Origin of the sequence: Pseudomonas protegens CHA0 (assembly GCF_000397205.1) — a bacterium.
Taxonomy (GTDB): domain Bacteria; phylum Pseudomonadota; class Gammaproteobacteria; order Pseudomonadales; family Pseudomonadaceae; genus Aquipseudomonas; species Aquipseudomonas protegens.
In genome coordinates this window covers 909,842-930,638 of the sequence record NC_021237.1, presented here as the reverse complement: position 1 = coordinate 930,638, position 20,797 = coordinate 909,842, and the positions used below count along the sequence as shown (strand labels likewise).

Here is a 20,797-nt window from a genome sequence, read left to right as displayed (position 1 = left end):
CAACCTTAAAATTTATTAGATTTACTTAATACAAGGCCGACTCATAATCCTCCCAGAACCGCACAAAGGCAACGCCCCGCCTGGCGTGCCGCCCTGGAGGATTTCATGAGCGACAACCATCACAACTACATCGCCGGCCAATGGCTCAAGGGCGCCAGCGAGATCGAGAACCGCAACCCGTCCGACACCCGCGACCTGATCGGCCTCTACGCCCAGGCCTCGCGGGCGCAGTTGGACAGTGCCCTTGCCGCCGCCAGCGAGGCCCAGCGAATCTGGGCCCGCAGCGGCCTCGAGCAACGCTACAAGGTGCTGATGGCCATCGGTCAGGAGCTGATGCAGCGTTCTGCGGAAATCGGCAGGACCCTGTCCCGGGAAGAAGGCAAGCCCATGGCCGAAGGTGCTGGCGAGGTGTACCGCGCCGGGCAGTTCTTCACCTACTACGCTGCGGAAACCCTGCGCCAGTTGGGGCAGACCGCCGACTCGGTGCGCGACGGCATCGAGATCGATATCCGCCGTGAACCCATCGGCGTGGTGGCGATCATTTCGCCATGGAATTTCCCCATGGCCACCGCCTGCTGGAAGATCGCCCCGGCCCTGGCCTTCGGCAACGCCGTGGTGTGGAAGCCGGCCAACCTGACCCCGGCCAGCGCAGTGATTCTCAGCGAGATCATCGCCCGCCAGGACTTGCCCGCGGGCCTGTTCAACCTGGTGATGGGCGCCGGTTCCGAGATCGGCCAGGCGCTGATCGAGCACCCGGGCATCAACGCCATATCCTTCACCGGCTCGGTGGACGTGGGCAAGGGCATCGCCGCCTCGGCCGCCGCCAACCTGACCAAGGTGCAACTGGAAATGGGCTCGAAAAACGCCCTGGCAGTGATGGACGACGCCGACCTCGACCTGGCGGTGAGCTGCGCGGTGAATGGCGCCTTTGGCGGCACCGGGCAGAAGTGCACCGCCTCCTCGCGGTTGATCGTGCATGAAGGCATCCACGATGCCTTCGTGGAAAAACTGCTGGCGGCAACCCAGGCGCTCAAGGTCGGCCACGCCCTGGAAGCCGGCACCCAGATCGGCCCAGTAGCCAGCGCCGCACAGCTGGAGGCCAACCTGGCGAACCTGCAACTGGGCCAGCAGGAAGGCGCCGAACTGCTCACCGGCGGCCAGCGCCTGGAGCTGGAAAGCCCCGGTTACTACCAGGCACCGGCGCTGTTCATTGGCGGCAGCAATGCCATGCGCATCAACCGCGAAGAGCTGTTCGCACCCATCGCCTGCGTGATCAAGGCCGGCAGCTACGAAGAGGCCCTGAGCCTGGTCAACGACACCCGCTTCGGCCTTACCGCCGGCATCATGACCCGCTCCCTGGCCCGCGCCAGCCACTTTCGCCGCAATGCCCGGGTCGGCTGCGTGATGGTCAACCTGCCCACCGCCGGCACCGACTACCACGTGCCTTTCGGCGGCCGTGGCGACTCCAGCTACGGCCCGCGCGAGCAGGGGCGCTCGGCGGTGGAGTTCTACACCCATGTGAAGACCGGCTACATCGCCGCGGGGGCGCCACTATGAGCCTGCCCCAGACCTTCGCCAGCCGCGGCCCGCGCATCGATGCCATGCAGTACGACAACTGGTCGGAAAAGATCTTCCAGCAGATGCGCGAAGGCGGCGTCGATGCGGTCCACGTGACCATCGCCTACCACGAGACCTTCCGCGAAATGGTGGCCAATATCGAAGCCTGGAACCGCAGGTTCCAGCGCTACTCGCACCTGATCCTGCACGGCAAGTGGGCCAGCGACATCGCCCTGGCACGGCAGACCGGGCGCACGGCGATCTTCTTCGGTTTCCAGAACCCCTCGCCCATCGAGGACGACATCGGCCTGGTGGAAGTGGTACACAGCCTCGGCGCACGCTTCATGCAGCTGACCTACAACAACCAGTCGCTGCTGGCCACCGGTTGCTATGAACAGGAAGACCCGGGCCTGACCCGCATGGGCAAGCAGGTGGTACGGGAGATGAACCGGGTCGGCCTGGTGGTGGACATGTCCCACTCCGCCGAACGCTCGACCCTGCAAGCCATCGAGCACTCCGAGCGCCCGATCGCCATCACCCACGCCAACCCGGCGTTCTGGCACGCGGCGCTGCGCAACAAGTCCGACACCGTGCTCAAGGCCCTGGGCCAGAGCGGTGGCATGTTCGGTTTCTCGTTGTACCCGCACCACCTCAAGGACAAGAGCGCCTGCAGCGTGCAGAGCTTCTGCGAAATGATCGCGCGCACCGCCGAGCTGATGGGCGTCGAGCACCTGGGCCTGGGTTCCGACCTGTGCCAGGACCAGCCCAACAGCGTGGTGGACTGGATGCGCGTCGGCCGCTGGACCCTGGATGTCGACTACGGCGAAGGCTCCAAGGCGCAACCGGGCTTCCCCGACCAGCCGGCCTGGTTCCGCGACAACCGCGACTTCCACAACATCGAGGCGGGCCTGCACGGCGTGGGTTTCGGCGCCCAGGAGGTCGCCGCGATCATGGGCGGCAACTGGCTGCGCTTCTTCGAGAACAATTTTGTTCCGGCCAAGGCCCAGGCAGGTGCCGCCGTCCACCCTCACGAGATCGCGGTCTGAGGCCCCCGACTGTTTCCCGATTGTCCTGACGTCCGGCCTGAACAGGGTCATCGCCAAGCACTAACAACAACAAATGCGCCCATAACAATTATTAGCGATCGACAACGCAACACGGAGGCACCATGGAAATTCCAGGCGAAATCAAAGCGGGGATCGACACCCGCTCGCTGCACAGCCGCGCCGCTGGAACCCTCGACTGGTCGATTTTCTGGATCAGCGGAGGTTTCTTCCTGCTGTTCCTGGTCATTGCCCTGATAGACCTGAACACCCTTTCCAGCCTGATCGGCCACGCCTTCACCTGGAGCACCCACTACTTCGGCCTGTACTGGCAGGTGCTGATGCTGGCGACCTTCGGCGCCAGCCTGTACATCGGCTTCACCCGCCTGGGCCGGGTGCGCCTGGGCGGCGTCGGGCACAAGCCCAGCATCAGCACCTTCAACTGGGTATCGATGATCATGTGCGCCCTGCTGGCCGGCGGCGGCGCCTTCTGGGCCGCTGCCGAACCCATGATGCATTTCATCGCCCCACCGCCGTACTTCGGCGCCGTGGCCAAGAGCGACGCCGCCGGCGTGGCCGCGCTCTCCCAGTCGTTCCTGCACTGGGGTTTCATGGCCTGGGCGGTGCTCGGCAGCCTGCTGACCGTGGTCTACATGTACCTGCACCACGAAAAGAACCTGCCGCTGATGCCGCGCACCCTGCTCTATCCACTGCTGGGCGAGCGTGCCCTGAAGGGCCCGATCGCCGTGTTCGCCGATGCCTCGGCGATCATCGCGGTGGTGGCCGGCACCATCGGCCCGGTGGGCTTTCTCGGCCTGCAGATCGCCTTCGTCCTGCACTCGGTGTGGGGCGTGCCGAACACCATCATGGTCCAGGCCATGGTGATTCTCTCGGTGACGGTGATCTACACCCTGTCCTGTGTGGTGGGCCTGGGCGGCCTGCGGCTGGTAAGCAAGGTCCACGTGTGGCTGATGCTGGGCCTGGCAGCGTTCCTGTTCATCTTCGGCCCCACCCTGTTCCTCAGCGAAACCCTGGCCCAGAGCCTGGCGCTGCACGTCACCAGCTTCTTCCAGACCGCCCTGTACCGCGATGACAACGCCTGGCTCAACAGCTGGACCCTGTTCTACTGGGGCTGGTTCATCGGCTACGCGCCGATGATGGGTATCTACGTGGCCAAGGTCTCCCGCGGGCGCAGCATCCGTGAGGTGATCACCCTGATGTCGGTGGCCGCCCCGCTGATCACCATGCTCTGGTTCACCCTGGTGGGCGGCACCGGGATCGGTATCGAACTGCAGTCGCCGGGCCGCGTGATCAGCCACGGCGTGCAACCTGAGGCGCTGCTGCTCGGGGTGGCCCAGTCGATGCCGCTGCCCAACCTGATTTCGGCGCTGTTCCTGTTCCTCAGTTTCTTCTCGGTGGTCACCAGCGCCGGCTCCATGTCCTATACCGTGGCCATGGCCATCAGCAGCAACCACGCCGAATCCCCGGCCTGGCTGCGGGTGTTCTGGGGCGCCGGCATGGGCCTGGTGGGGGCTACCCTGATCACCCTCGGTGAGGGCGGCATCAGTGCCTTGCAGTCGTTCATCGTGATCACTGCGGTGCCGGTGTCGCTGCTGATCCTCCCGGCGGTCTGGGACGCGATCCGCATTGCCCGGCAAATGGCCCGTGAACAGGGGGTGCTCTGAATGAACCTGCGACCACCCGCCAGCGTCATGAAGGCGGCGCGCCTGGGGGCCTTCCACCAATCCCGGCTGTCGTTCATGCGCCAGTTGCTGCGCCGCCTCAAGGCTGAAAACTGGCAGTTCCAGCGCCCGCTGTGGACCCTCGACAGCCAGGGCGTGGGCCGTGCGGTGTACACCGCCACCGGCCCGCAGCGCAGCTACAGCCTGGTGGCCTTCGCCCATGACCTGGACCCGGCACTGCGCTCGGACCGGGTCATCGCCACCGCCTGGGATGCCACCTTCGCCCTGTTCGACGGCATCCCCGATGCCGCCGACCTGGACCGCCTGGAGGCCAATGTGCCGAAGCAGGAAGCCGGGCGCATTTCCTCCCGCGAGCTGTGCATGGCCCGGGCCAACCGTTCGGTGCGGCTGTTCGACCATGTGATCGAGGCCCTGGCTGCCGGCCGCCAGCCGCAGCGCGAGTTCATCGATGAAGTCGGCTACCTGATGCGCACCACCGCGGTCTACGGCAGCGGCAAGTTCGGCGCGGCCGACCGTGAAAGCATCGCCCAGCGGCCGGAGCTGGCGGCACCCTTCCAGGCGGAAATGCTCACCGTGTTCCTGATCCGCGCCTTCACCCTGGACCTGGTGGAACACCTGGCCCAGGCCCGGGCGCCCCGGCAGGCGGTGACCCTGGAGCCGCAACTGCGCCGGCGCCTGGGCATCGGCAACTCCACGGGGCTGGGCATGGCGCCGTTCCTGCTGAACCATCCGGTGCTCTTGAACAACTGGGTACAGGCCCGTGAAACCGCCCTGCAACGGGTACGCGCCGTGCGCCAGCCATCGGCTGCGGAGCGCCAGCGGTTCGTCGAATTCCTCACCCGGGCCCAGGCCGGCATCGGCCACTGGCACTCCGAGCACGAACTGCAACACGGCCGCATCCTGCAACTGCAAGGTGACCTGCAGCGCCTGGAGCACCATCTCGCCAGTGGCATCCTGGAGCAGGATTCCCCCTGGGACGAACTCTATCGCTGGGCCGAAGGCGCGCTGTCGCTGGAAGCCCAGGAATGCCTGGTGTCGCTGCTGCTGGAGCCCTACGGCCACCTGGTGGATGAGCTGGGCGCCGGTATGCAGGCCGATGAGCAGGCCAGCTTCAGCGTCGACGGCAGCATGAGCATCGGCCGCCTGCGGCAGATACTCGACGAGCATTATTCCTGGGTCGCGGCCATCGACTTTTCCAGCCAAGCCAGCCGCGCGCTGTTCTGGTACGTCTCCGAGGAAAAACTCGAACCGCGGATCGGCCAGCGCTTTGCCGAGCCCGGGCAAGACCTGGAGCAGCCCCTGGCAGTGGCCCGGGACATCGCCCAGTTGCAAGCCGCCCTGCCCGGCTGGAGCGACGCGCAAAGCGTCGCCAGCTTCCTGCTGCGGCACCCGGAACATCGCCACAGCCTGCGCCGGGTGCAACTGGCGCCAGCGTTCCCCTACGCCGACATCCAGGACAACCTGATCGACCAGGCGCTGCTGCCCATCGACCTGCTGCGCTGCAAGCTGTCGTTCTTCGGCGCCACCCACTTCGACCCGCGCTCGGATCGCTGGGTACGCATCACCCTCTACCAGAACGCGCCCTTCCCCCATGAGCTGGGGCAGATGGCCGCGGACGACTGGTCCTACCCCAACCTCGACAGCCAGGAGCAGCGCCGTGCATGCCTCGTTGAATGAAATCGAAAGCCTGTGCAAGAAAGCCGCCCGCGGTGCCGGGCTGTCCTGGGGCCTGGCGGAGGAAGCCGGCAAGGCCGCGCGCTGGCTCTCGGCCCACGGCCTCGACGGGCCCGGCGTGCTGGCCACGCAACTGCGACAGAATGACGGCTGTGCCTACCAGCAACTGGCCCCGGATGTCAGCGCCGAGCCCTGGCAGGTGCCAGGGCATGCCCTGTGCCCGCTGATTGCCGGGGCGACCCTGAGCGACCACGCCTACCTGCTGCGCAGCAACGGCCGCATCGAGCTCCGGCAGGTGGCGCACCCGCAACTGCTGCTGCCCTTTGCCAGCGCCACCGCGCGCCAGCTCGGCCTGTGGCTGGAGCTGTCCTGGAACGGCTGCTGCCTGAAGTTTTCCCCCTCGGGCGAAGCCTGGCTGGTACGTGCGCAGAATCTCGGCGCCGCCACAGCCGCCCAGGTGCGCTGCGCTTGCACAGATCCTGCCGGCACCCTCGGCAAGCCTCTGGCGGGCAGCATTCCGGACCTGGGCGACAGCCCCCAGCACGACCTCGATCACCTGGCCGCCCGCACCTACGTGCCGGCCTCCGAAGCCTCGCGCCTGCTGGGCGCCGGGGCCGGCCTGAGCGACAACAACTGACCTTTCCACCCTTGAACCAATGGACGAACCAATGGACCTCGACATGACCTCATCCCTCCAGCGAATCGGCACCACCGCGCGCTTCAGCCAGGCCGTGATCCACAACCGGACCGTCTACCTGGCAGGCCAGGTTTCGCAATTGACCGAAGGGGACATCCGCGCCCAGACGCAGGATGTGCTGCAACAGATCGACGCCCTGCTGGCCAGGGCCGGCACCGACAAGGGCCACCTGCTCAGCGCGCAGATCTGGCTCAAGGACATGGCTGACTACCCGGCCATGAACCTGCTCTGGGATGCCTGGCTCGAAGGTGTCCAGGCACCGGTGCGGGCTTGCGTGCAGGCGCCCATGGCCAAGCCGCACTACCGCATCGAAGTGTTGGTGATTGCTGCGCAACCGGCCTGAATCAGCCCAGCCCTGGCCCGGTCTCAGTGGCCACCAGGGCCCGCTCCATGATCAGCGTCAGCTCCTCGCCCTCGTAATGCTCGCGTACCCGGACAAAGCCCAGGCGGGCATAAAAGCCTTCAGCGGTGACCGACGAGGGCACCACCAGCGAGGTCTGGCCCGAATCCAGCGCCGCCTGCTCGACCGCGGCCATCAGTTGCCGCCCCAGGCCCTGGCCGTGGTAGGCCGGGTCGACAAACACCGAACGCACCGCACGCCCGTCGAGGCTGGCGGTGCCCCGCAATTCCCCGTGCATCAGGGCGACAAACATCTGCCGGCGCTGCATCAGTTGGCGCACTGCATCGGGGGTGAAGCTGGCCTGGACCCGCTCGATCACACTGGCGGGGTAGTCCTGGGCATTGCTGGCGAGCAAGGCCGCCAGGATCACCTGGCTGACCTGTGGAGCATCGGCCGGTACGGCCGGACGAACCTGATATTGCATGACCACTCCCTGGTTATCCCGCGGATGACAGTGGCCAAAATACGGCCCGCCCCAGGCCCTGCCAAGCACTTATTGCAACTGGAACACCAGGCAGGGGTTGTCGTTGAGCCGCCCCTCGAACACCGGCAACTGATTCTCCAGGGAGGTGTTATCCAGCAGCCCCCGGTCCTTGCGCGCGATGATCACCCAGGAGTCATGGGGCAGCGAGTCCAAGTGCCCGGGGTCGTCGCCGCTGACGAACAGCGGCTGTTCGTCGTGGTCCAGGTTCATCATGTAGCGCACCGCCCAGGTGTCCTGGCCCAGGTTGAAGAACACCAGCGGCCCGGGGCTGGCCTGGCGCAACTGCTCCACCTGGGAAACGAAGGCCTTAGTGTCGAACTGCAGATCCTTGGCCGGGTCCACCACCGCCACCAGCAGCGTCCATTGCGCCGCCAGGGCCAAGCCGCTGAGCAGCACCAGACGCCGCCCGAAACTGCCCAGGGTCTTGCGCCAGCCATACAGCGCCAGCAGCTGCAACACGACGAAGATCGCGATCAGCAGCGGCATGGACACCGGCGGCCAGTAACCGTGCTTGTGCCAGCTGTGGCGCAAGACGAACAGCACCAGGATGCACAGCCCCGGCAGCAGCCCCACCAGCCACAGGTAGCCGCTGCGCACCTTGCCCAGCCAGCCCCGGGCCGTGAGCAGGCCGTAGGCCGCCACCGCAGCGAACATCGGCACCATGGGCAGGATGTAATAGGCGCGCTTGAAGTGCGGCACCGACAGGCCCAGCAGGATCATCAGGCCACAGGCCCCCAACCGAAGTACCAGGCGCAGCTGCGGGTTCACATGGCGCTGCGACCATTGCCGGCGCAATACCCAGAGCGTCGCCAGGGCCAGGGGCACCACCGGGAAGTAGCGGTACAGCGCCAGCTGGAAGTAGAAGTAGAACGGCTCGCCGCTTTCATCCAGGCGCCCGACCACCTGCATGTTGTAGACCTGACGGACGAAATCTTCGCCACCAGCGAGATAGGCCAGTTGCATCAGCAGCCACCAGCAGCCGGCCAGCAACAGGAGGCCACTGACGCCATAGGCGAGCACCCGTTTGATCAGCGTCAGGCGCGCCTCGCGGGTGCGGCTGTCCCCCAGCAGCCAGTAGGTGCAGGCCACCCCGCAGACTTCCACCAGCCCCAGGGGCCCGCGAATGGCAAAGGCCAGCACCAGCAGCGGCAGCACCGCCCACAACCGCAGCCGGGAGCCCAGTTGCTCGCCGCTGTGCAGCAGGTAGAAGGTGCCCAGGCACAGCAGGGAAACCATCTGGTCCAGGCACACCGAGCGGGACTTGTCCAACAGCTGGCTGGTCAGCGCCGTGAGCAGCACCGCGAGCAGTGCCCAGGTGCGCCCCGAAGGCGCCAGCAAGCGATACAGCAGCGCCAGCACCCCGGCCGAGGCCAGCGCGGTGGGCAGGATATTGGCCAGGTGGTTGGGGGCGCCGAAAGCCTGGGCGAACAGGTAGCTGAAGAAGGTCGCGGTGCCCGGGTAGTCCGGGTATGGCTGGCCGTAGGTAGTGGGGAACAGGCTGGCGCCGTGGCGGAACATTTCCTGCAGGAACAGCGCCCAACGGCCGTCGAAACCCTGGGGCTGCTGGTCCCAGATGCCAAAGGTGAACAGCAGCAGGGCCACCAGGTAAATACCCCAGACCTCAATACTCAAACGCGTTTCTCGAACCATCTTCGCCCCACCAGAAAGCGCCGCACCCAAAGCGAGGCATAAGGCTGGACATGTTGCTCGCGCAGCCCCTGAACGGTGCCTGAACAAGGATAAAAAACCCGCTCCGCACAGCCGACTGTCACCGACTGTAGCCGCTGCCGAGCCCGCGAGGCTGCGAAAAGGCCCGCAGGGCCTTGCCTGGCGATCTTCAGGCAAACCTCTGATGGCCTCAGGGTCCCTGCGCTTCCTGCGACAGTGCCGCCCGGAGCGTTCGCAGCCTGCGGCAGCGGCTACAGGGAACGGCGACCCAGGGTGAAAAACCGGCGCCAGTCGAACTGCCCCACCGCCAGCGCCAGCAGGATCAGGCCCATGGAAATGCCCTCCTCGACCCCAAGCCGCTGCCCCAGGATCAACACCGAACCGGCCATGCCGAACACCGGGATCAGCAGCGACAAGGGCGCCACCCGGGAGACCGGATACTCGCGCAGCAACAGGTTCCAGCCCCAGTAACAAAAGTGCGTTGCAGCATAGACCTGAAACATCAGCGACAAGGCCGCGCCGGCGGACACTTGCCCGGCCAGTTGCAGAAACGGCGCCGCACCATGGCTTATCCAGGTCAATGCCAGCAGCGGCAATGGCGCAAACAGGCTCGCCCAGACCACGAAAGCGAACACCTCACGCACCCCGCAGCGCTTGATGATGACGTTGCCCACGCTCCAGCTGAATGCACTCACCAGCAGCAGGGCATAACCCAGGCTGGTGGCATGCCCGGGGCTGTCGCCAATGATCCGCAGCAGCCCCCACAGGGCAATGGCCGTGGCCAGCACCTGTTGCAGGCGCAGGCGCTCGCCGAACAGCAGCACGCCCCAGCCCAGGGAGAAAAAGGCACTGAACTGGATCAACAGTGCAGCCGTGCCCGGCGCCACGCCGTGATCGATCCCCAGGTTGATCAGCGCCCACATGGCGACGCCGAAAATCAGCCCGTAGGCCGCCAGCCAGGCGAATGCCACCGGCGGACGCGGCACCAGGAACACCCAGGGCAGCGCCGCCAGGGTGAAACGCAGGGCGGTAAGCAGCAACGGATCGATACTGGCCAGGCCCAGTTTGGTGATGGGAAAATTCAGGCCCCACAAGGCCGTCACCAACAGGGCCAGGAACAGGTGTTTTTTCTGCATGTCGCGCGGTCCAGGACAGGCGGCCGCAGGTCATTCCCCGGCCGGGGCCGAACTATCGCCCCCGCGCGCCATGGCCCGCTTGCAGTATCAGGTCAATTATCAGTAGATTCGGGCCATGCAACCCATCGATATCGACCCTTACGAAAATACCCCGCGGGATGTGGTGGTCACCGCCATCGACTACCCCGACGGCCTGTACTTCGCCGAGCACCAGCACCGGCGCGGGCAGTTCGCCTATGCGGCTACGGGGGTGATCAGCGTCTTCAGCGACCAGGGCAACTGGGTGGTGCCGCCGCAGCGGGCCATCTGGGTGCCGGCCGGCGTGCCCCACGCCATGCACATGAGCGGGCCGGTGACCATGCTCAACACCTATATACGGCCCCGGGCAGCCAAGCGCCTGGGCCTGCCGGAGCAATGCCAGGTGCGGGAGGTGTCCGAGCTGCTGCGCCAGTTGCTGCTGCGGGCCACGGCCATTCCCCCGCGCTACGCCGTGGGCAGCGTGCAGGGCCAGGTGATGAACCTGCTGCTGCATGAAGTCGCGACCATGCCGGCCCTTGCCCTCAATGCTCCGCTTCCCCGCGAGCCACGGCTGGCCAGGGCCTGCCGCGAGGCGCTGGAGCAACCTTCGCTGGAGTTGGGGATCGATGAAATGGCCGAGCGCGCCGGCATGAGCCGCCGCACCTTCACCCGGCTGTTCCGCCAGCACACCGGCATCAGCTTCGTCGAGTGGCGCCAGCAGGCCTGCCTGCTGGCTGCCGTGGTGCGCCTGGGCCAGGGCGAAGCCGTGACCCGGGTCGCCAGCGACCTGGGCTACAGCAGCCCGAGTGCGTTCAGCGGTGTGTTTCGCAAGGTATTGGGCGAGACGCCCAGCCGCTATTTTGCCCGGGCCCGGGCCTGAAGGACCCGAGCCGGAGCGAGGCCGTGCTAGAGGAACACGGCGGACAACATCCCCAGCGCACCGAGGCAGAAGCCGATCAAGGCACCGCGGCCGGGCGCCTGCTGGAACAGCGCCCAGATCACCAGCGGTTCCAGGAGCAGCAGCGACGTTACCGAGACCACGGTGATGATCCAGATGTCGCCAACCGCCACATAGCCCAGCCAGTAGGCCGCCAGCAGGCAGATACCGCCCAGGCACATGATCAGCACCGGCAACGCCAGTTCGGCACCGGAGGTGTTGCCGGAATGGGCCAGCCGCGCCACCACCACTTCACTGTAGATGGCACAGAACTCGCCCAGCACCATCAGCCCTACAGCAGAAACTCCGAGTAATTCTTTGGACATGTAACAAACCCCTTCGTATTGAGAGCCCGATTTTTCAGCTCCCAGGCATTGATCGCTCCGCTGACGGAGCCTGTATCTCGATGCGCAGGGGTACGAGGCAACTCGGTAATATCCAGGAACTTGAACATGTCCATCTCCTTCTGGGTGGGGGTACAAACCGGGCCCGTGCACGACCGACGGGCCGCTGCCTGTATAAGGGATTTTCTGCCCCGGCGTCATCCACCAGAGCGCGTCGACCGCGAAAAAACCACGCAAACTCCACAAACAGACAGGCTCGCTGCCGATAGCCTTGCTCCGGTCATTCTCAGCCTGAAGCCACTGCCACCATGCCCCAGCCGTCCACATCCCTTCGCACCGTTGAGCCCTCTGATTGGGTTGCCACCTATTTCATCAGCGTCGCGACGCTGGCCCTGGTCCTGACATTGCTGGTCAACCTGGTCGTGCAGTTCAGCAGCCGAGACCCGTGGAGCAATCTGCTCGACGTCCTGTCTTTCAGCGTGGTGGCGCTGCTGGTGAGCGTGGCGGTGATAGGCGCCGTCGCCGCCCTGCCCTGCATCCTGTTCTTCTGGCTGGCCCAGCGTTTCACCTGGCGCCATCTGTGGATCTACCTGTTGGGCGGAGCCCTGGCGGCGCTGCCCGCCATTCCCATGGTGGTGGGCCTGTCTCCCGGCTTTTTCAACCTCCCGCACGGCGTCAACATCCTTGAGCGCTATGCGCCGTTGGCACACTTGTTCGGCGCTTGCGGGGCCTTTCTGGGAGCGATGTCCTGGTGGCTCAGCGGGCGTCATCTGCGCTGACTAATTCCTGCAGGAGCCGGCTTGCCGGCAAAGAAAGCTCCCACGGCCCCGGCCTTGTCACTCACCTCAAGAAGCGATATTTCCCATGCCCGCAAAAACGCCAACCCTTCGTACCGTGCAGCCTGAAGACTGGTTCGCCGCCTACTTCATCGGCGTCACGGCCCTGGCCACGCTCGTGGCCGTGCTGATGATGCTGGGGATGCTGGCCAGTGCCGGCGCGTTGAACACGGACATCATTCTCCAGACGCTGTTCGTGGGCCTGCTGACCCTGGTATTGAGCGGTGTGCTGATCGGCATTTTCACGGTCCTGCCCTGTGTGCTGTTCTTCTGGCTGGCCCAGCGCTTTGCCTGGCGCAATGTGCTGATCTATCTGTTCTGCGGTGCACTGGCGGCGATGCCGACCATTCCGCTGGTGATGAGCCTGGCCCCGTCGAGCTTCTACACCGACTCGCCGGATGAAGAACCCGAGCCCGAAGGGCTGGCGCGCTACCTGCCGGTGGCGCCGCTGTTCGGCTGTTCTGGGGCCTTCCTCGGCGGCATCTTCTGGTGGCGCAGCGGGCGCCACCTGCGCCGATCAGCCCTCCCCGACACTCCACTTCCATAGGAGCCGGCTCGCCGGCGAAGAGGCCCTGCGGCCCTGCGCCAGAGGTGGTGCCGCCTTCGCTGGCAAGCCAGCACCCAATCAGCGCCTACAAGGAGGCGATGGCCTGGGCGTCGCGGGCCACTACCACCTTGCCCGGCAGGCCGCCCTGCTCCACGCGCTCATGGGCCCGGCGCAGGCTGTCGGCGTTGAACGGGCTGAAGACTTCATTCAGGGTGCAGCGGATCAGCCCCTGGTCCAGCAGTTGCGCCAGCCGGTTGAGGATGCGGTGCTGCTCGATCATGTCCGGGGTCTGGAACAGGGCACGGGTGAACACCATCTCCCAGTGCAGGGACACGCTCTTGGCCTTGAGCGGCACCGCATCGAAGAAGTCGTGATCGTCAATCAGCGCGATATGGCCATGGGGCACGATGATCCGGGCCAGCTCGGCATAGTGCCGCTGGGTATGGGTCAGGGCGGCAATATGGGTCACGGGTGGCAGGTCCAGGGCCGCCAGTTGCTCCACCAGCGAACGGGAATGGTCCAGCACCTGATGGGCCCCCAGGTCCAGGCACCACTGGCGGCTGTCCGGCCGCGAAGCCGTGGCGATGACGGTCATTGCGGTCAGCCGGCGCGCCAGCTGGATCAGCACCGAGCCAACGCCACCGGCACCGCCGACAATCAACAGCGTGCCCTGTTCAGCGAGGTCGCCGGGCACCCGGCCCAGGCGCTCGAAGAGCAATTGCCAGGCGGTCAGCGAGGTCAGCGGCATGGCGGCCGCCTGGGCGAAGGACAGGCTGGCCGGCTTGTGCCCCACCAGGCGCTCGTCCACCCGGTGCAGCTCGGCATTGGCGCCATCGCGGGTGAAGGTGCCGGCATAGAACACCGCATCCCCAGGGGCGAACAGGGTCACCGCGCTACCCACCGCGCGGACCACGCCACTGGCGTCCCAGCCCAGGGTCCGCACCTCGTCGGGCACCGCCACCTGGCCGGCGCGGACCTTCGTGTCCAAAGGGTTGACCGATACCGCCTCGACCGCCACCAGCAGGTCATGAGGTTCCAGTGGCGGCGGGTCCAGTTGCACCTCGCAGAACGCGTGGGGGTCAGACAGGTGCGAGCCTTTGAGGTAGGCGATGGCCTTCATTGCAGAGCTTCCTTGGCGATTGAAAGCGCACACTTAAATCCCTCATGCCCTGCCCGCACAAGTAGGGTACTTTTGCGTACCAGCTACGCAAAAGGGTCGTCAGGCAATGAAACACAAACACTATCAGGACATTCCAGGCTGCCCGGTGGAGGTCACCCTGGACCTGATCGACGGCCGCTGGAAAGGCGTGGTCCTGCACCAGTTGCTGGCCAACGAGTTCCTGCGTTTCAACGAACTGCAACGGCGCCTGCCGGGGATCTCCCAACGTCTTTTGACCAAGCAGTTGCGGGACCTGGAAGCCGCCGGCCTGGTGGCGCGCACGGTGTACGCCGAGGTGCCGCCGCGGGTGGAATACCGCCTGACCGACGAGGGGCAATCGCTGCAGCCGGTGATCGAGGCGCTGTCGGCCTGGGGCCGCGGGCGCATCAGCCGGCAACAGCAGGAAAGCGCCCTCACCTGATCCCTCACCAGAGCCCCCCATGCCCACCCACCTGGATGCTCCAGCAAGGTTCAAGGTCTACCAGGGCTCGACCCTGCTCGGCTGGTCGGCCCTGGAGTCGGCCGACCCGCCCATGGGTGTGGCCTTCGGCCAATTCATCGCCGCCCCGGCCTATGCCGGCCTCCAGCAGCAGGTACGCGCGCTGGCAGGAGCGAGCCAGAGCGGGCTGCACCTGGTAGTACACCACCTCGACCAACCCGTGCCGGCCCTGGGCGTGAGCATTCAGGACTACTCCGCCGAATGTGGCGCCGATGCCATCGAGATCACCGTGCTGGGCATCGCCTACCCCCTCTACGAACAGCTGTTCCCGCAAGCCGTGGCCGCCTACCAGCAGGCCATGGGCTAACCCGCGCACAGCCGGCGAACATCCGCACGTTTTACCCCTACTTGTTCACAATTCGTTAAGACTTGCCTACGTATACTTTCGGGCTTGCCCGCGGCCTTCCGGCTGCGCCCCTCGATCTGTCGGCGCACAACTCATGTCACGACCCGCTCCGCTACTGTTTCTGCTGGCCTGCCTGCTGTTCTTCTTCGCCCTGGGCAACCACCAGTTGCAAGGTTCCACCGAAGCCCGGGTGGCCGGGATCGCCATGGAAATGCACCTGGACGATGACTGGGTCACACCGCGCCTGTTCGGCACGCCATTCCTGGAAAAACCGCCGCTGAGCCTGTGGCTCGATGCCGGGGCCATCCGCGCCTTCGGCGGCACGCCCCTGGCGGTGCGCCTGGCCTCGGCCTTCGCCGGGCTGTTCAGCGTGATGCTGCTGTACGCCATGCTGCGCCGCTTTGGCCGGCCGGCAGCCCTGGCGGCCATGGCCGGGCTGATGCTGGCGACCATGGCCAGTTACTGGAGCAACGTGCGCGGCGTGGGCGAGGATGCCCTGCTCAGCCTCGGGGTAACCCTGGCCCTGCTGGCGTTTTTCCAGGCCCATCGACGCCAGGCCGCGCAGCAGCCGGCGCTGCTCTCCTGGCTGGCGTTCGCCGGCGGGATCGCCATCGCCACCCTGAGCAAGGGCGTGCTCGGCCTGGCCATGCCCGGGGTGGTGATCTTCGCCTACCTGCTGGCCGACAGCCTGATCGACAAGCGCTTCACCTTCAGCCACTGGCTGCGCCCGGGCCTGCTGACCCTGCTGGGGCTGGTGCCGCTGATGATCTGGCTGTACATGCTCTACCAGCGCGGCGGCCTGCAGGCCCTGGGGGAAGTGCTGTGGACCAACAGCGTCGGGCGCTTCGACGGCTCCTTCGAGGAGGCCGGGCACTACGAGCCCTTCTACTACTACCTGGCCAAGCTGCCCCAGGCCTTCCTGCCGTGGAACATCCTGGTTTACCTGGGCCTGTGGCATTTCCGTAAAACCCTGGTGCAGAACCGCTACCTGCTGTTTTTCAGCCTCTGGCTACTGGCGCAGTTCGCCTTGCTGTGCCTGGCTTCGAGCAAGCGCACGGTGTACCTGATGTCCCTGACCCCGGCCGCGGCGGTGCTGGCGGCGGAATATGGCGCAGTGCTCTACCAGCGCCTGGCCAAGCGGGCCCCGGGCACGGGTTTCTGGAGTACCGTGGGGCGCCAGCGCAGGGGGTGCCTGATAGCGCTCATGGCCCTGGTGATCGGCGGCTATCTGGTCAACGCCCAATGGGCCGCGCCCAGGGCCGACCGCGAACTGTCGTTCGTTCCAGTGACCGACCGGATCATGGCGTTGCAGGATAGCGGGCACCAGCTGGCGCTGTACCAGGCCAACGAACGCATCGCCGGCGCCAGCGTGTTCTACACCCAGAGCCTGCTCAAGGACCTGCAGAACGAGGCGCAACTGCTGGCCTTCTTGCGCGAGTCGCCGCAGCACATGGCGGTACTGGGTGGCGCCGAGGCGCCCAAGCCGCCGCTGCAGATCCAGCAGACCCTCATGGTGGGCCGCCAGGCCTACTACTTCGTCAACCTGGCGCCGGCCGGCTGAACGCAAAAAAAACGGCACCTGAATCAGGTGCCGTTTGCCCATCCCTGCCGCCCATGCCCCTTGAACCCTTTCCCGCTGATACCCGCCCGCCGCCCTTGAAACCATGACTCCTGCCCAACGACGGGCTTTCCCCGAAAAGGAGTCAGACATGAGCATCACCGTTATCAGTAGCACCCTGAGCCGGGCCGTTGCCCAGAAGGCCGGGTTGCGCCAGCAACTGGCGGCGCAAAACATCCTTGGGGTGGAAAACATCAACGACAACGCCATCGGGAACACCGTGGCCAAGGAACTGATCGCCAAGAGCAGCAAGGAAGGCCTGCGTCGGGACTACCTCGACGCCCGCTGAGCCTTGCCCCCGGCGATACCCTAGTTGCCGGGATCTTCCCTATGTTCGTGTCGGGCCGTTACGGCCTGGAAAAGGAGATATTCCCATGTTGATTCTGCGTTCACTGATCCTCGGCCTGAGCCTGTTGGCCAGCGCTGCCCACGCCCTGGAAACCACCAATCTCCCACCCGCCACCCTCAAGGCCTACGCCGCCACCCTGAGCACCGCCGCCGGCAACAGCCAGTGGCAGCAGCTGTGGAAACGCTCTCGGGACCAGGGCGCGTTCACCCAACAGGGTGAACAACCGCGCTTCACCATCACCCAGGACAAACTGCCGGACATGGCTCGCAGCACCTTGATCAATGCCAGCAGCGTAACCCCGCAGAACACCACCCAGGCGCTGTACCGCTATGAGTTTTCCAACCCCATCGGCCAGGCCAAGGGCATTTCCCTCAAGGCCATGTGCCTGTTGGTGGACTGGCGCTCGCTGCCCAGCGGCACACAACCCGACGACACCAGCCACATGGGCAACGCCAGCCTGCTGCAAACCTACCCCTGCCCTTGAAACCGACAAGCCGCCCAGGCCTTGAGCCTGGGCGGCGAGCACTTACGAGGTTAGCTGCGAGCCCAGCAGATCAGCCTCCTTGCGCCGGCGAGTGCCGTAGCTGTCGCCAAAGTTGCGCAGGTTGGCCAGGGCACTCTTCCAGTCGCGGGCCACCACCTGGGCCCAGAAGTTCGGTGTGCGACTGGCCAGGTTGCCGTACTGAAAGGCCACCGAGGCGATAACGGTCTGCATCGGTGCCGGCAGTTGGGCGAAGTCCACTCCGCTGGCCTTGGTGTAGTTCGCTGCCAGAAGATCGACGAAGGGCGCCTTGAATGCCTCGTCCACCAAAAGCGCCTCGTCACTGCTGATGTTCAAGGGCTGGCCGTCGAGAAACGCCTTGGCCTTGAGCCCCTTCAGCCCCAGGTAGGGGGTCAGTCGCCGGATCAGGTCCGCCGGCAGATTGAGCGCCTGCAGGTCCTCTACGTTCCGTTGCCCCAGATCGAAGCCTGTGCCCACCGTGACGCCACTCTTGCTCTTGTCCGGATCGGGCACATAACCGCGGGTAATGGCAGCTCCCTCCAGAGCGGCGATAAAACTGAAATCAATCGCGTAGCGTGACATGGATTTTTCCTCATCCAGTTTAGGAAAATCCAGTGCACCACCAGCGACCGATACAACATCAGAATGTAATAGTTCCCCTTAATAGGGGGGAAATTTCCCACTGAACAGAGGACGAGACACCTCCTTAGGATCAAACCAGCCTTATCCATAATTCCAAGGAGGTACCAAATGGACGTGAAAGACCTCGTACTCATCGATGTTCGCCAGCTCCCTCACTCGCTCCAGGCCCTCATCGACTGCATCGGACTGGAAAATGCCTACCGCCTGACCCGTGAATACGGCGGCCGCCCCAAGTACATCCCCAAGCACGCCGAACGTACCTCCCTGGCTTTGATCCTGCCGCCCGACGCCCTCAACGCGCTGATCGAGCGTTTCGCCGGCCTGGCCCTGGAGATCCCCAAGGCCGACCACTTCTGCCGGCAGATCCGCAACCAGCACATTCAACTGGAAAGCCTGGGCGGTATTTCCCGCAGTGTGCTGGCGGACAAGTACGGCCTGAGCCTGCGGCAGATCGGCAACATCCGCCGCCTGGATGCCAACACTCACCGGTAATCGATTCCTGCTGAATCGGCCTTCACGGCTTTCTTAACCTGCAAGGGCGCATTTCGCGCAACAAAGAACAAGGAGCTAGACCATGGCAGATATCGATAAGGGCCTGATTGGCGGCGTGATCGCCGCCCTGCCCCTGGACAAGATGATCACCGGTCCACTGATGGCGATGATTCAGGCGCAGGTCGCCGCGAGCAAAGCCTATGCGGACTTCCTGATGGGCGTGTGCATTCAGAACGGCCAGGCGGTTTCGGTGCAGTTCGACTATGACGAAACCCTGGTGGATGAGCAGGGGGTGTACAAGGGCACCGTGAAGAAGTCGATGCGCATCCCGTTGCTGGCGGCCATCAGTCACCCCAACATCACCATCGAGGAAGGCTCCATCGAGTTCGAGCTGACCATCAGCCAGATGGCCGAGGACACCAGCAGCACCGAAGCCTCCGGCAGTTTCGAGGCGAAGATGGGCTGGGGCCCGTTCAGCGTTTCGGTCAAGGGCGCGGCGAGCCACAAATCGACCCAGACCCGCAAGACCGACACCCGTGCCCGCTACGCCATCAGCACCAAGATCGTCCGCCAGGACCCACCGGAAGCCCTGATGCGGGTCATCGACTTCCTCACCGACGCAGCCACCAAGCCTGTGCGGCTGCCTAGCACTCAACCGACCGACACCGACAAGCTGCCCACCGCCAACGCGCTGAAAATGCCCGATGCCGCGGACGAGAAGAAAACCGGCACCGGCGGTTGATCCACACCGCGCCTTCGCCCCAGTAACCCGCCCCGCCTTCATGGCGGGGCACTTCAGCCACCGAACAAGGAGCGTGATCCATGGCGTTTTTTTCTCGCAGCAAGGAGCCCATGTCCGCCAGCGACCTGAGCCATATCACCCGCGGCATGCATCAGGCTGCAGCCGCCACCCACAACCTGATCGCCCAGCAGTACATCAAGTTGTTCGACCAGTTCTTCGACTACAACGTCGACGACCTGGGCACGCCGATGAAGGCCAAGATGGTCGAGGTGGCGCTCAACGAAGACCACATCATCAATGTGCCGCTGATTGCCCTGGTCTCGCCCAAGGGCCTGGCCCTGCACAAGATGACTGTCGACCTGTCGGTGCGCATGCAGGCCACCGAGCTGCAGAAGGCCAGCCACGACCTGGAGAACGGCGAGCTGCAGAGCGAGAAGTTTTTCGTCACCTTCGGCAGCGGCAAGCGTGACGGCCAGGAACGCGACCCGGACGAGGTACAGATCAGCATGGAGTTTCGCGACTGCCAGCCGCCGGAAGCGATCCAGCGCCTGATCGAGGAGTTCACCAACCTGATCAGCCCGCAGCGCATCAACGACGGCCTGCCAGCCACCCCGCCAGCGGCTGGCACGCCACCGGCCGAGCCGGACCTGCTGGCACCTTGAGCCGCTTCCTATGCCCCTGAAGGCCAGCCAGACGGAGCGGCCGCCTGCGGTCAGGGCTTGAGGTTCACCGAGCGCCAGTCACTGGCCTCGATCAGGCCGAGCATCTTCGGCGCGCCATTGAGGGTATCGGTGGAGACGAACAGGGAAGCGCCGTACCCCAGGGTCGGGGTCGCCCGTTTGAGGTCCTGCTCCATCTGCGCCATGCATTCGCTGTGGGTCACCAGCACCAGGTTGCGCCCGGCGACCTTGTGCGCCATGACATCGCGCAACATGGTGTTCTTGCAGTTGAACAGCCAGCCATCGCCACTGCTGACCTTGCTGAACATGTAGCTCGCGGTCTGCGCGGTGCGCGTCAACGGGCTGTTGTAGATATCGGTACGCTCCAGGCCCAGGTGCTCGAACTGCGCGCCGAGCCCCACCGCCACCTCGCGGGCCCGGTCGGTAATGCCATCGGCCGGGCCCAGGCACGCGGCATTGGAGCGGTCGCAGCGCTCCATGTGGCGCACCAGCACAATCATTTCGCCCTTGTCCCAGGCGGCCGTCAGGGCCTGGAGCCCGGCCCCGTTGCCGTGGCTCAGGTCGGGCACCGAGGCCGGCCGGAGCAGGAACAGCCCCAGGGGAATCACCAGGCAGGCGCCCAGCAGCAGCGCCAGCAGGTTCTTGTAACGGACCAGGACGCGCCCCAGGAAGGGCCGCTTGCTCGCCGGCAACACCAGTCTTGTAGTCAATTCCCAGCCGCCCT

Annotated in this window: 24 protein-coding genes; 17 read left to right on the top strand and 7 right to left on the bottom strand. The window is 65.4% G+C overall.

Features of this window, described 5'->3' with window-relative positions; translation table 11 throughout:
• Positions 1 to 105 precede the first annotated feature (105 nt).
• The 6 genes from PFLCHA0_RS04055 (at position 106) to PFLCHA0_RS04030 (ending at position 7,017) form a co-directional block, all read left to right on the top strand.
• A complete protein-coding gene (locus PFLCHA0_RS04055) occupies positions 106 to 1,557 on the top strand; it encodes an aldehyde dehydrogenase family protein (protein WP_015634088.1) in 1,452 nt (483 codons plus the stop codon).
• The gene (locus PFLCHA0_RS04050) at positions 1,554 to 2,603 is read left to right on the top strand and encodes a membrane dipeptidase (protein WP_015634087.1); all 1,050 of its coding nucleotides are present in this window, start codon (positions 1,554 to 1,556) and stop codon (positions 2,601 to 2,603) included. The genes PFLCHA0_RS04055 and PFLCHA0_RS04050 overlap by 4 nt, the downstream gene beginning before the upstream one ends.
• Positions 2,604 to 2,725: 122 nt before the next feature.
• A complete protein-coding gene (locus PFLCHA0_RS04045; protein WP_015634086.1) occupies positions 2,726 to 4,285 on the top strand; it encodes a BCCT family transporter in 1,560 nt (519 codons plus the stop codon).
• Positions 4,286 to 5,980, top strand: coding sequence for a hypothetical protein (locus PFLCHA0_RS04040; protein ID WP_015634085.1), 1,695 nt, complete (start codon positions 4,286 to 4,288; stop codon positions 5,978 to 5,980). It abuts the gene before it with no gap.
• Positions 5,961 to 6,614, top strand: coding sequence for a DUF3726 domain-containing protein (locus PFLCHA0_RS04035; protein WP_011059161.1), 654 nt, complete (start codon positions 5,961 to 5,963; stop codon positions 6,612 to 6,614). The genes PFLCHA0_RS04040 and PFLCHA0_RS04035 overlap by 20 nt, the downstream gene beginning before the upstream one ends.
• A 43-nt stretch (positions 6,615 to 6,657) precedes the next feature.
• The gene (locus tag PFLCHA0_RS04030) at positions 6,658 to 7,017 is read left to right on the top strand and encodes a RidA family protein (protein ID WP_175456899.1); all 360 of its coding nucleotides are present in this window, start codon (positions 6,658 to 6,660) and stop codon (positions 7,015 to 7,017) included.
• A 1-nt stretch (position 7,018) separates the two neighbouring features.
• On the opposite strand, the gene PFLCHA0_RS04025 is transcribed toward PFLCHA0_RS04030, so the two are convergent.
• From PFLCHA0_RS04025 to PFLCHA0_RS04015, 3 genes are all read right to left on the bottom strand, one after another.
• Positions 7,019 to 7,498 carry a GNAT family N-acetyltransferase gene (locus tag PFLCHA0_RS04025; RefSeq protein ID WP_015634083.1) on the bottom strand — a complete coding sequence of 160 codons (480 nt, stop codon included), beginning with the start codon at positions 7,496 to 7,498 and terminating at the stop codon, positions 7,019 to 7,021.
• Positions 7,499 to 7,567: 69 nt separating this feature from the next.
• A complete protein-coding gene (locus PFLCHA0_RS04020; RefSeq protein ID WP_015634082.1) occupies positions 7,568 to 9,208 on the bottom strand; it encodes an ArnT family glycosyltransferase in 1,641 nt (546 codons plus the stop codon).
• Between the two features lie 269 nt (positions 9,209 to 9,477).
• Positions 9,478 to 10,362, bottom strand: a complete 885-nt coding sequence (locus tag PFLCHA0_RS04015; protein WP_015634081.1) for an EamA family transporter — start codon at positions 10,360 to 10,362, stop codon at positions 9,478 to 9,480.
• A gap of 115 nt (positions 10,363 to 10,477) precedes the next feature.
• On the opposite strand from PFLCHA0_RS04015, the gene PFLCHA0_RS04010 reads away from it, so the two are divergent.
• Entirely contained in the window at positions 10,478 to 11,260 is a 783-nt protein-coding gene (locus PFLCHA0_RS04010; protein WP_015634080.1) for an AraC family transcriptional regulator, read from the top strand.
• 26 nt (positions 11,261 to 11,286) lie between these two features.
• On the opposite strand, the gene PFLCHA0_RS04005 is transcribed toward PFLCHA0_RS04010, so the two are convergent.
• Entirely contained in the window at positions 11,287 to 11,604 is a 318-nt protein-coding gene (locus PFLCHA0_RS04005; protein WP_011059155.1) for a hypothetical protein, read from the bottom strand.
• Between the two features lie 365 nt (positions 11,605 to 11,969).
• On the opposite strand from PFLCHA0_RS04005, the gene PFLCHA0_RS04000 reads away from it, so the two are divergent.
• Both PFLCHA0_RS04000 and PFLCHA0_RS03995 read left to right on the top strand, forming a co-directional pair.
• Positions 11,970 to 12,440 (top strand): hypothetical protein, encoded by a 471-nt coding sequence (locus tag PFLCHA0_RS04000; RefSeq protein WP_015634078.1) that lies wholly within the window; start codon positions 11,970 to 11,972, stop codon positions 12,438 to 12,440.
• An 85-nt stretch (positions 12,441 to 12,525) separates the two neighbouring features.
• Complete coding sequence (locus tag PFLCHA0_RS03995; RefSeq protein ID WP_015634077.1) at positions 12,526 to 13,044, top strand: hypothetical protein; 519 nt, start codon at positions 12,526 to 12,528, stop codon at positions 13,042 to 13,044.
• Between the two features lie 85 nt (positions 13,045 to 13,129).
• On the opposite strand, the gene PFLCHA0_RS03990 is transcribed toward PFLCHA0_RS03995, so the two are convergent.
• Positions 13,130 to 14,164 (bottom strand): zinc-binding alcohol dehydrogenase family protein, encoded by a 1,035-nt coding sequence (locus PFLCHA0_RS03990; protein ID WP_015634076.1) that lies wholly within the window; start codon positions 14,162 to 14,164, stop codon positions 13,130 to 13,132.
• A 106-nt stretch (positions 14,165 to 14,270) separates the two neighbouring features.
• On the opposite strand from PFLCHA0_RS03990, the gene PFLCHA0_RS03985 reads away from it, so the two are divergent.
• The 5 genes from PFLCHA0_RS03985 (at position 14,271) to PFLCHA0_RS03965 (ending at position 17,499) form a co-directional block, all read left to right on the top strand.
• Positions 14,271 to 14,624: a winged helix-turn-helix transcriptional regulator gene (locus tag PFLCHA0_RS03985; RefSeq protein ID WP_015634075.1), complete on the top strand. Its 354-nt coding sequence runs from the start codon at positions 14,271 to 14,273 to the stop codon at positions 14,622 to 14,624.
• A 19-nt stretch (positions 14,625 to 14,643) separates the two neighbouring features.
• Positions 14,644 to 15,009 (top strand): hypothetical protein, encoded by a 366-nt coding sequence (locus PFLCHA0_RS03980; protein ID WP_172621739.1) that lies wholly within the window; start codon positions 14,644 to 14,646, stop codon positions 15,007 to 15,009.
• Positions 15,010 to 15,142: 133 nt separating this feature from the next.
• Complete coding sequence (locus PFLCHA0_RS03975) at positions 15,143 to 16,609, top strand: ArnT family glycosyltransferase (RefSeq protein ID WP_041751939.1); 1,467 nt, start codon at positions 15,143 to 15,145, stop codon at positions 16,607 to 16,609.
• A 148-nt stretch (positions 16,610 to 16,757) separates the two neighbouring features.
• Entirely contained in the window at positions 16,758 to 16,955 is a 198-nt protein-coding gene (locus PFLCHA0_RS03970) for a hypothetical protein (protein ID WP_015634073.1), read from the top strand.
• Between the two features lie 85 nt (positions 16,956 to 17,040).
• Positions 17,041 to 17,499: a hypothetical protein gene (locus tag PFLCHA0_RS03965; protein ID WP_015634072.1), complete on the top strand. Its 459-nt coding sequence runs from the start codon at positions 17,041 to 17,043 to the stop codon at positions 17,497 to 17,499.
• 42 nt (positions 17,500 to 17,541) lie between these two features.
• Here PFLCHA0_RS03965 and PFLCHA0_RS03960 read toward each other — a convergent pair whose 3' ends face one another.
• Entirely contained in the window at positions 17,542 to 18,099 is a 558-nt protein-coding gene (locus tag PFLCHA0_RS03960; protein ID WP_015634071.1) for a pesticin C-terminus-like muramidase, read from the bottom strand.
• A 168-nt stretch (positions 18,100 to 18,267) separates the two neighbouring features.
• Here PFLCHA0_RS03960 and PFLCHA0_RS03955 point away from each other — a divergent pair, with 168 nt between their 5' ends.
• From PFLCHA0_RS03955 to PFLCHA0_RS03945, 3 genes are all read left to right on the top strand, one after another.
• A complete protein-coding gene (locus PFLCHA0_RS03955) occupies positions 18,268 to 18,651 on the top strand; it encodes a hypothetical protein (protein ID WP_011059146.1) in 384 nt (127 codons plus the stop codon).
• An 82-nt stretch (positions 18,652 to 18,733) separates the two neighbouring features.
• Entirely contained in the window at positions 18,734 to 19,393 is a 660-nt protein-coding gene (locus tag PFLCHA0_RS03950) for a DUF2589 domain-containing protein (RefSeq protein WP_011059145.1), read from the top strand.
• 80 nt (positions 19,394 to 19,473) lie between these two features.
• Positions 19,474 to 20,055, top strand: a complete 582-nt coding sequence (locus tag PFLCHA0_RS03945; RefSeq protein WP_015634070.1) for a DUF2589 domain-containing protein — start codon at positions 19,474 to 19,476, stop codon at positions 20,053 to 20,055.
• 50 nt (positions 20,056 to 20,105) lie between these two features.
• Here PFLCHA0_RS03945 and pmrG read toward each other — a convergent pair whose 3' ends face one another.
• Positions 20,106 to 20,783, bottom strand: a complete 678-nt coding sequence (pmrG, locus tag PFLCHA0_RS03940; RefSeq protein WP_011059143.1) for a lipopolysaccharide core heptose(II)-phosphate phosphatase PmrG — start codon at positions 20,781 to 20,783, stop codon at positions 20,106 to 20,108.
• Positions 20,784 to 20,797: the final 14 nt, after the last annotated feature.

Bases quoted from the DNA above. Each gene is read 5' to 3' on its own strand.
- PFLCHA0_RS03950 (WP_011059145.1), top strand. From the start codon at position 18,734: ATGGCAGATATCGATAAGGGCCTGATTGGCGGCGTGATCGCCGCCCTG.
- PFLCHA0_RS03970 (WP_015634073.1), top strand. From the start codon at position 16,758: ATGAGCATCACCGTTATCAGTAGCACCCTGAGCCGGGCCGTTGCCCAG.
- PFLCHA0_RS04030 (WP_175456899.1), top strand. From the start codon at position 6,658: ATGACCTCATCCCTCCAGCGAATCGGCACCACCGCGCGCTTCAGCCAG.
- PFLCHA0_RS04040 (WP_015634085.1), top strand. From the start codon at position 4,286: ATGAACCTGCGACCACCCGCCAGCGTCATGAAGGCGGCGCGCCTGGGG.
- PFLCHA0_RS04005 (WP_011059155.1), bottom strand. From the start codon at position 11,604: ATGGTGCTGGGCGAGTTCTGTGCCATCTACAGTGAAGTGGTGGTGGCG.
- PFLCHA0_RS04050 (WP_015634087.1), top strand. From the start codon at position 1,554: ATGAGCCTGCCCCAGACCTTCGCCAGCCGCGGCCCGCGCATCGATGCC.
- PFLCHA0_RS03975 (WP_041751939.1), top strand. From the start codon at position 15,143: ATGTCACGACCCGCTCCGCTACTGTTTCTGCTGGCCTGCCTGCTGTTC.
- PFLCHA0_RS03980 (WP_172621739.1), top strand. From the start codon at position 14,644: ATGCCCACCCACCTGGATGCTCCAGCAAGGTTCAAGGTCTACCAGGGC.
- PFLCHA0_RS04020 (WP_015634082.1), bottom strand. From the start codon at position 9,208: ATGGTTCGAGAAACGCGTTTGAGTATTGAGGTCTGGGGTATTTACCTG.
- PFLCHA0_RS04025 (WP_015634083.1), bottom strand. From the start codon at position 7,498: ATGCAATATCAGGTTCGTCCGGCCGTACCGGCCGATGCTCCACAGGTC.
- PFLCHA0_RS03990 (WP_015634076.1), bottom strand. From the start codon at position 14,164: ATGAAGGCCATCGCCTACCTCAAAGGCTCGCACCTGTCTGACCCCCAC.
- PFLCHA0_RS03985 (WP_015634075.1), top strand. From the start codon at position 14,271: ATGAAACACAAACACTATCAGGACATTCCAGGCTGCCCGGTGGAGGTC.
- PFLCHA0_RS03995 (WP_015634077.1), top strand. From the start codon at position 12,526: ATGCCCGCAAAAACGCCAACCCTTCGTACCGTGCAGCCTGAAGACTGG.
- PFLCHA0_RS04010 (WP_015634080.1), top strand. From the start codon at position 10,478: ATGCAACCCATCGATATCGACCCTTACGAAAATACCCCGCGGGATGTG.
- PFLCHA0_RS04000 (WP_015634078.1), top strand. From the start codon at position 11,970: ATGCCCCAGCCGTCCACATCCCTTCGCACCGTTGAGCCCTCTGATTGG.
- PFLCHA0_RS03955 (WP_011059146.1), top strand. From the start codon at position 18,268: ATGGACGTGAAAGACCTCGTACTCATCGATGTTCGCCAGCTCCCTCAC.
- PFLCHA0_RS03945 (WP_015634070.1), top strand. From the start codon at position 19,474: ATGGCGTTTTTTTCTCGCAGCAAGGAGCCCATGTCCGCCAGCGACCTG.
- PFLCHA0_RS03965 (WP_015634072.1), top strand. From the start codon at position 17,041: ATGTTGATTCTGCGTTCACTGATCCTCGGCCTGAGCCTGTTGGCCAGC.
- PFLCHA0_RS04045 (WP_015634086.1), top strand. From the start codon at position 2,726: ATGGAAATTCCAGGCGAAATCAAAGCGGGGATCGACACCCGCTCGCTG.
- PFLCHA0_RS04015 (WP_015634081.1), bottom strand. From the start codon at position 10,362: ATGCAGAAAAAACACCTGTTCCTGGCCCTGTTGGTGACGGCCTTGTGG.
- PFLCHA0_RS04055 (WP_015634088.1), top strand. From the start codon at position 106: ATGAGCGACAACCATCACAACTACATCGCCGGCCAATGGCTCAAGGGC.
- PFLCHA0_RS03960 (WP_015634071.1), bottom strand. From the start codon at position 18,099: ATGTCACGCTACGCGATTGATTTCAGTTTTATCGCCGCTCTGGAGGGA.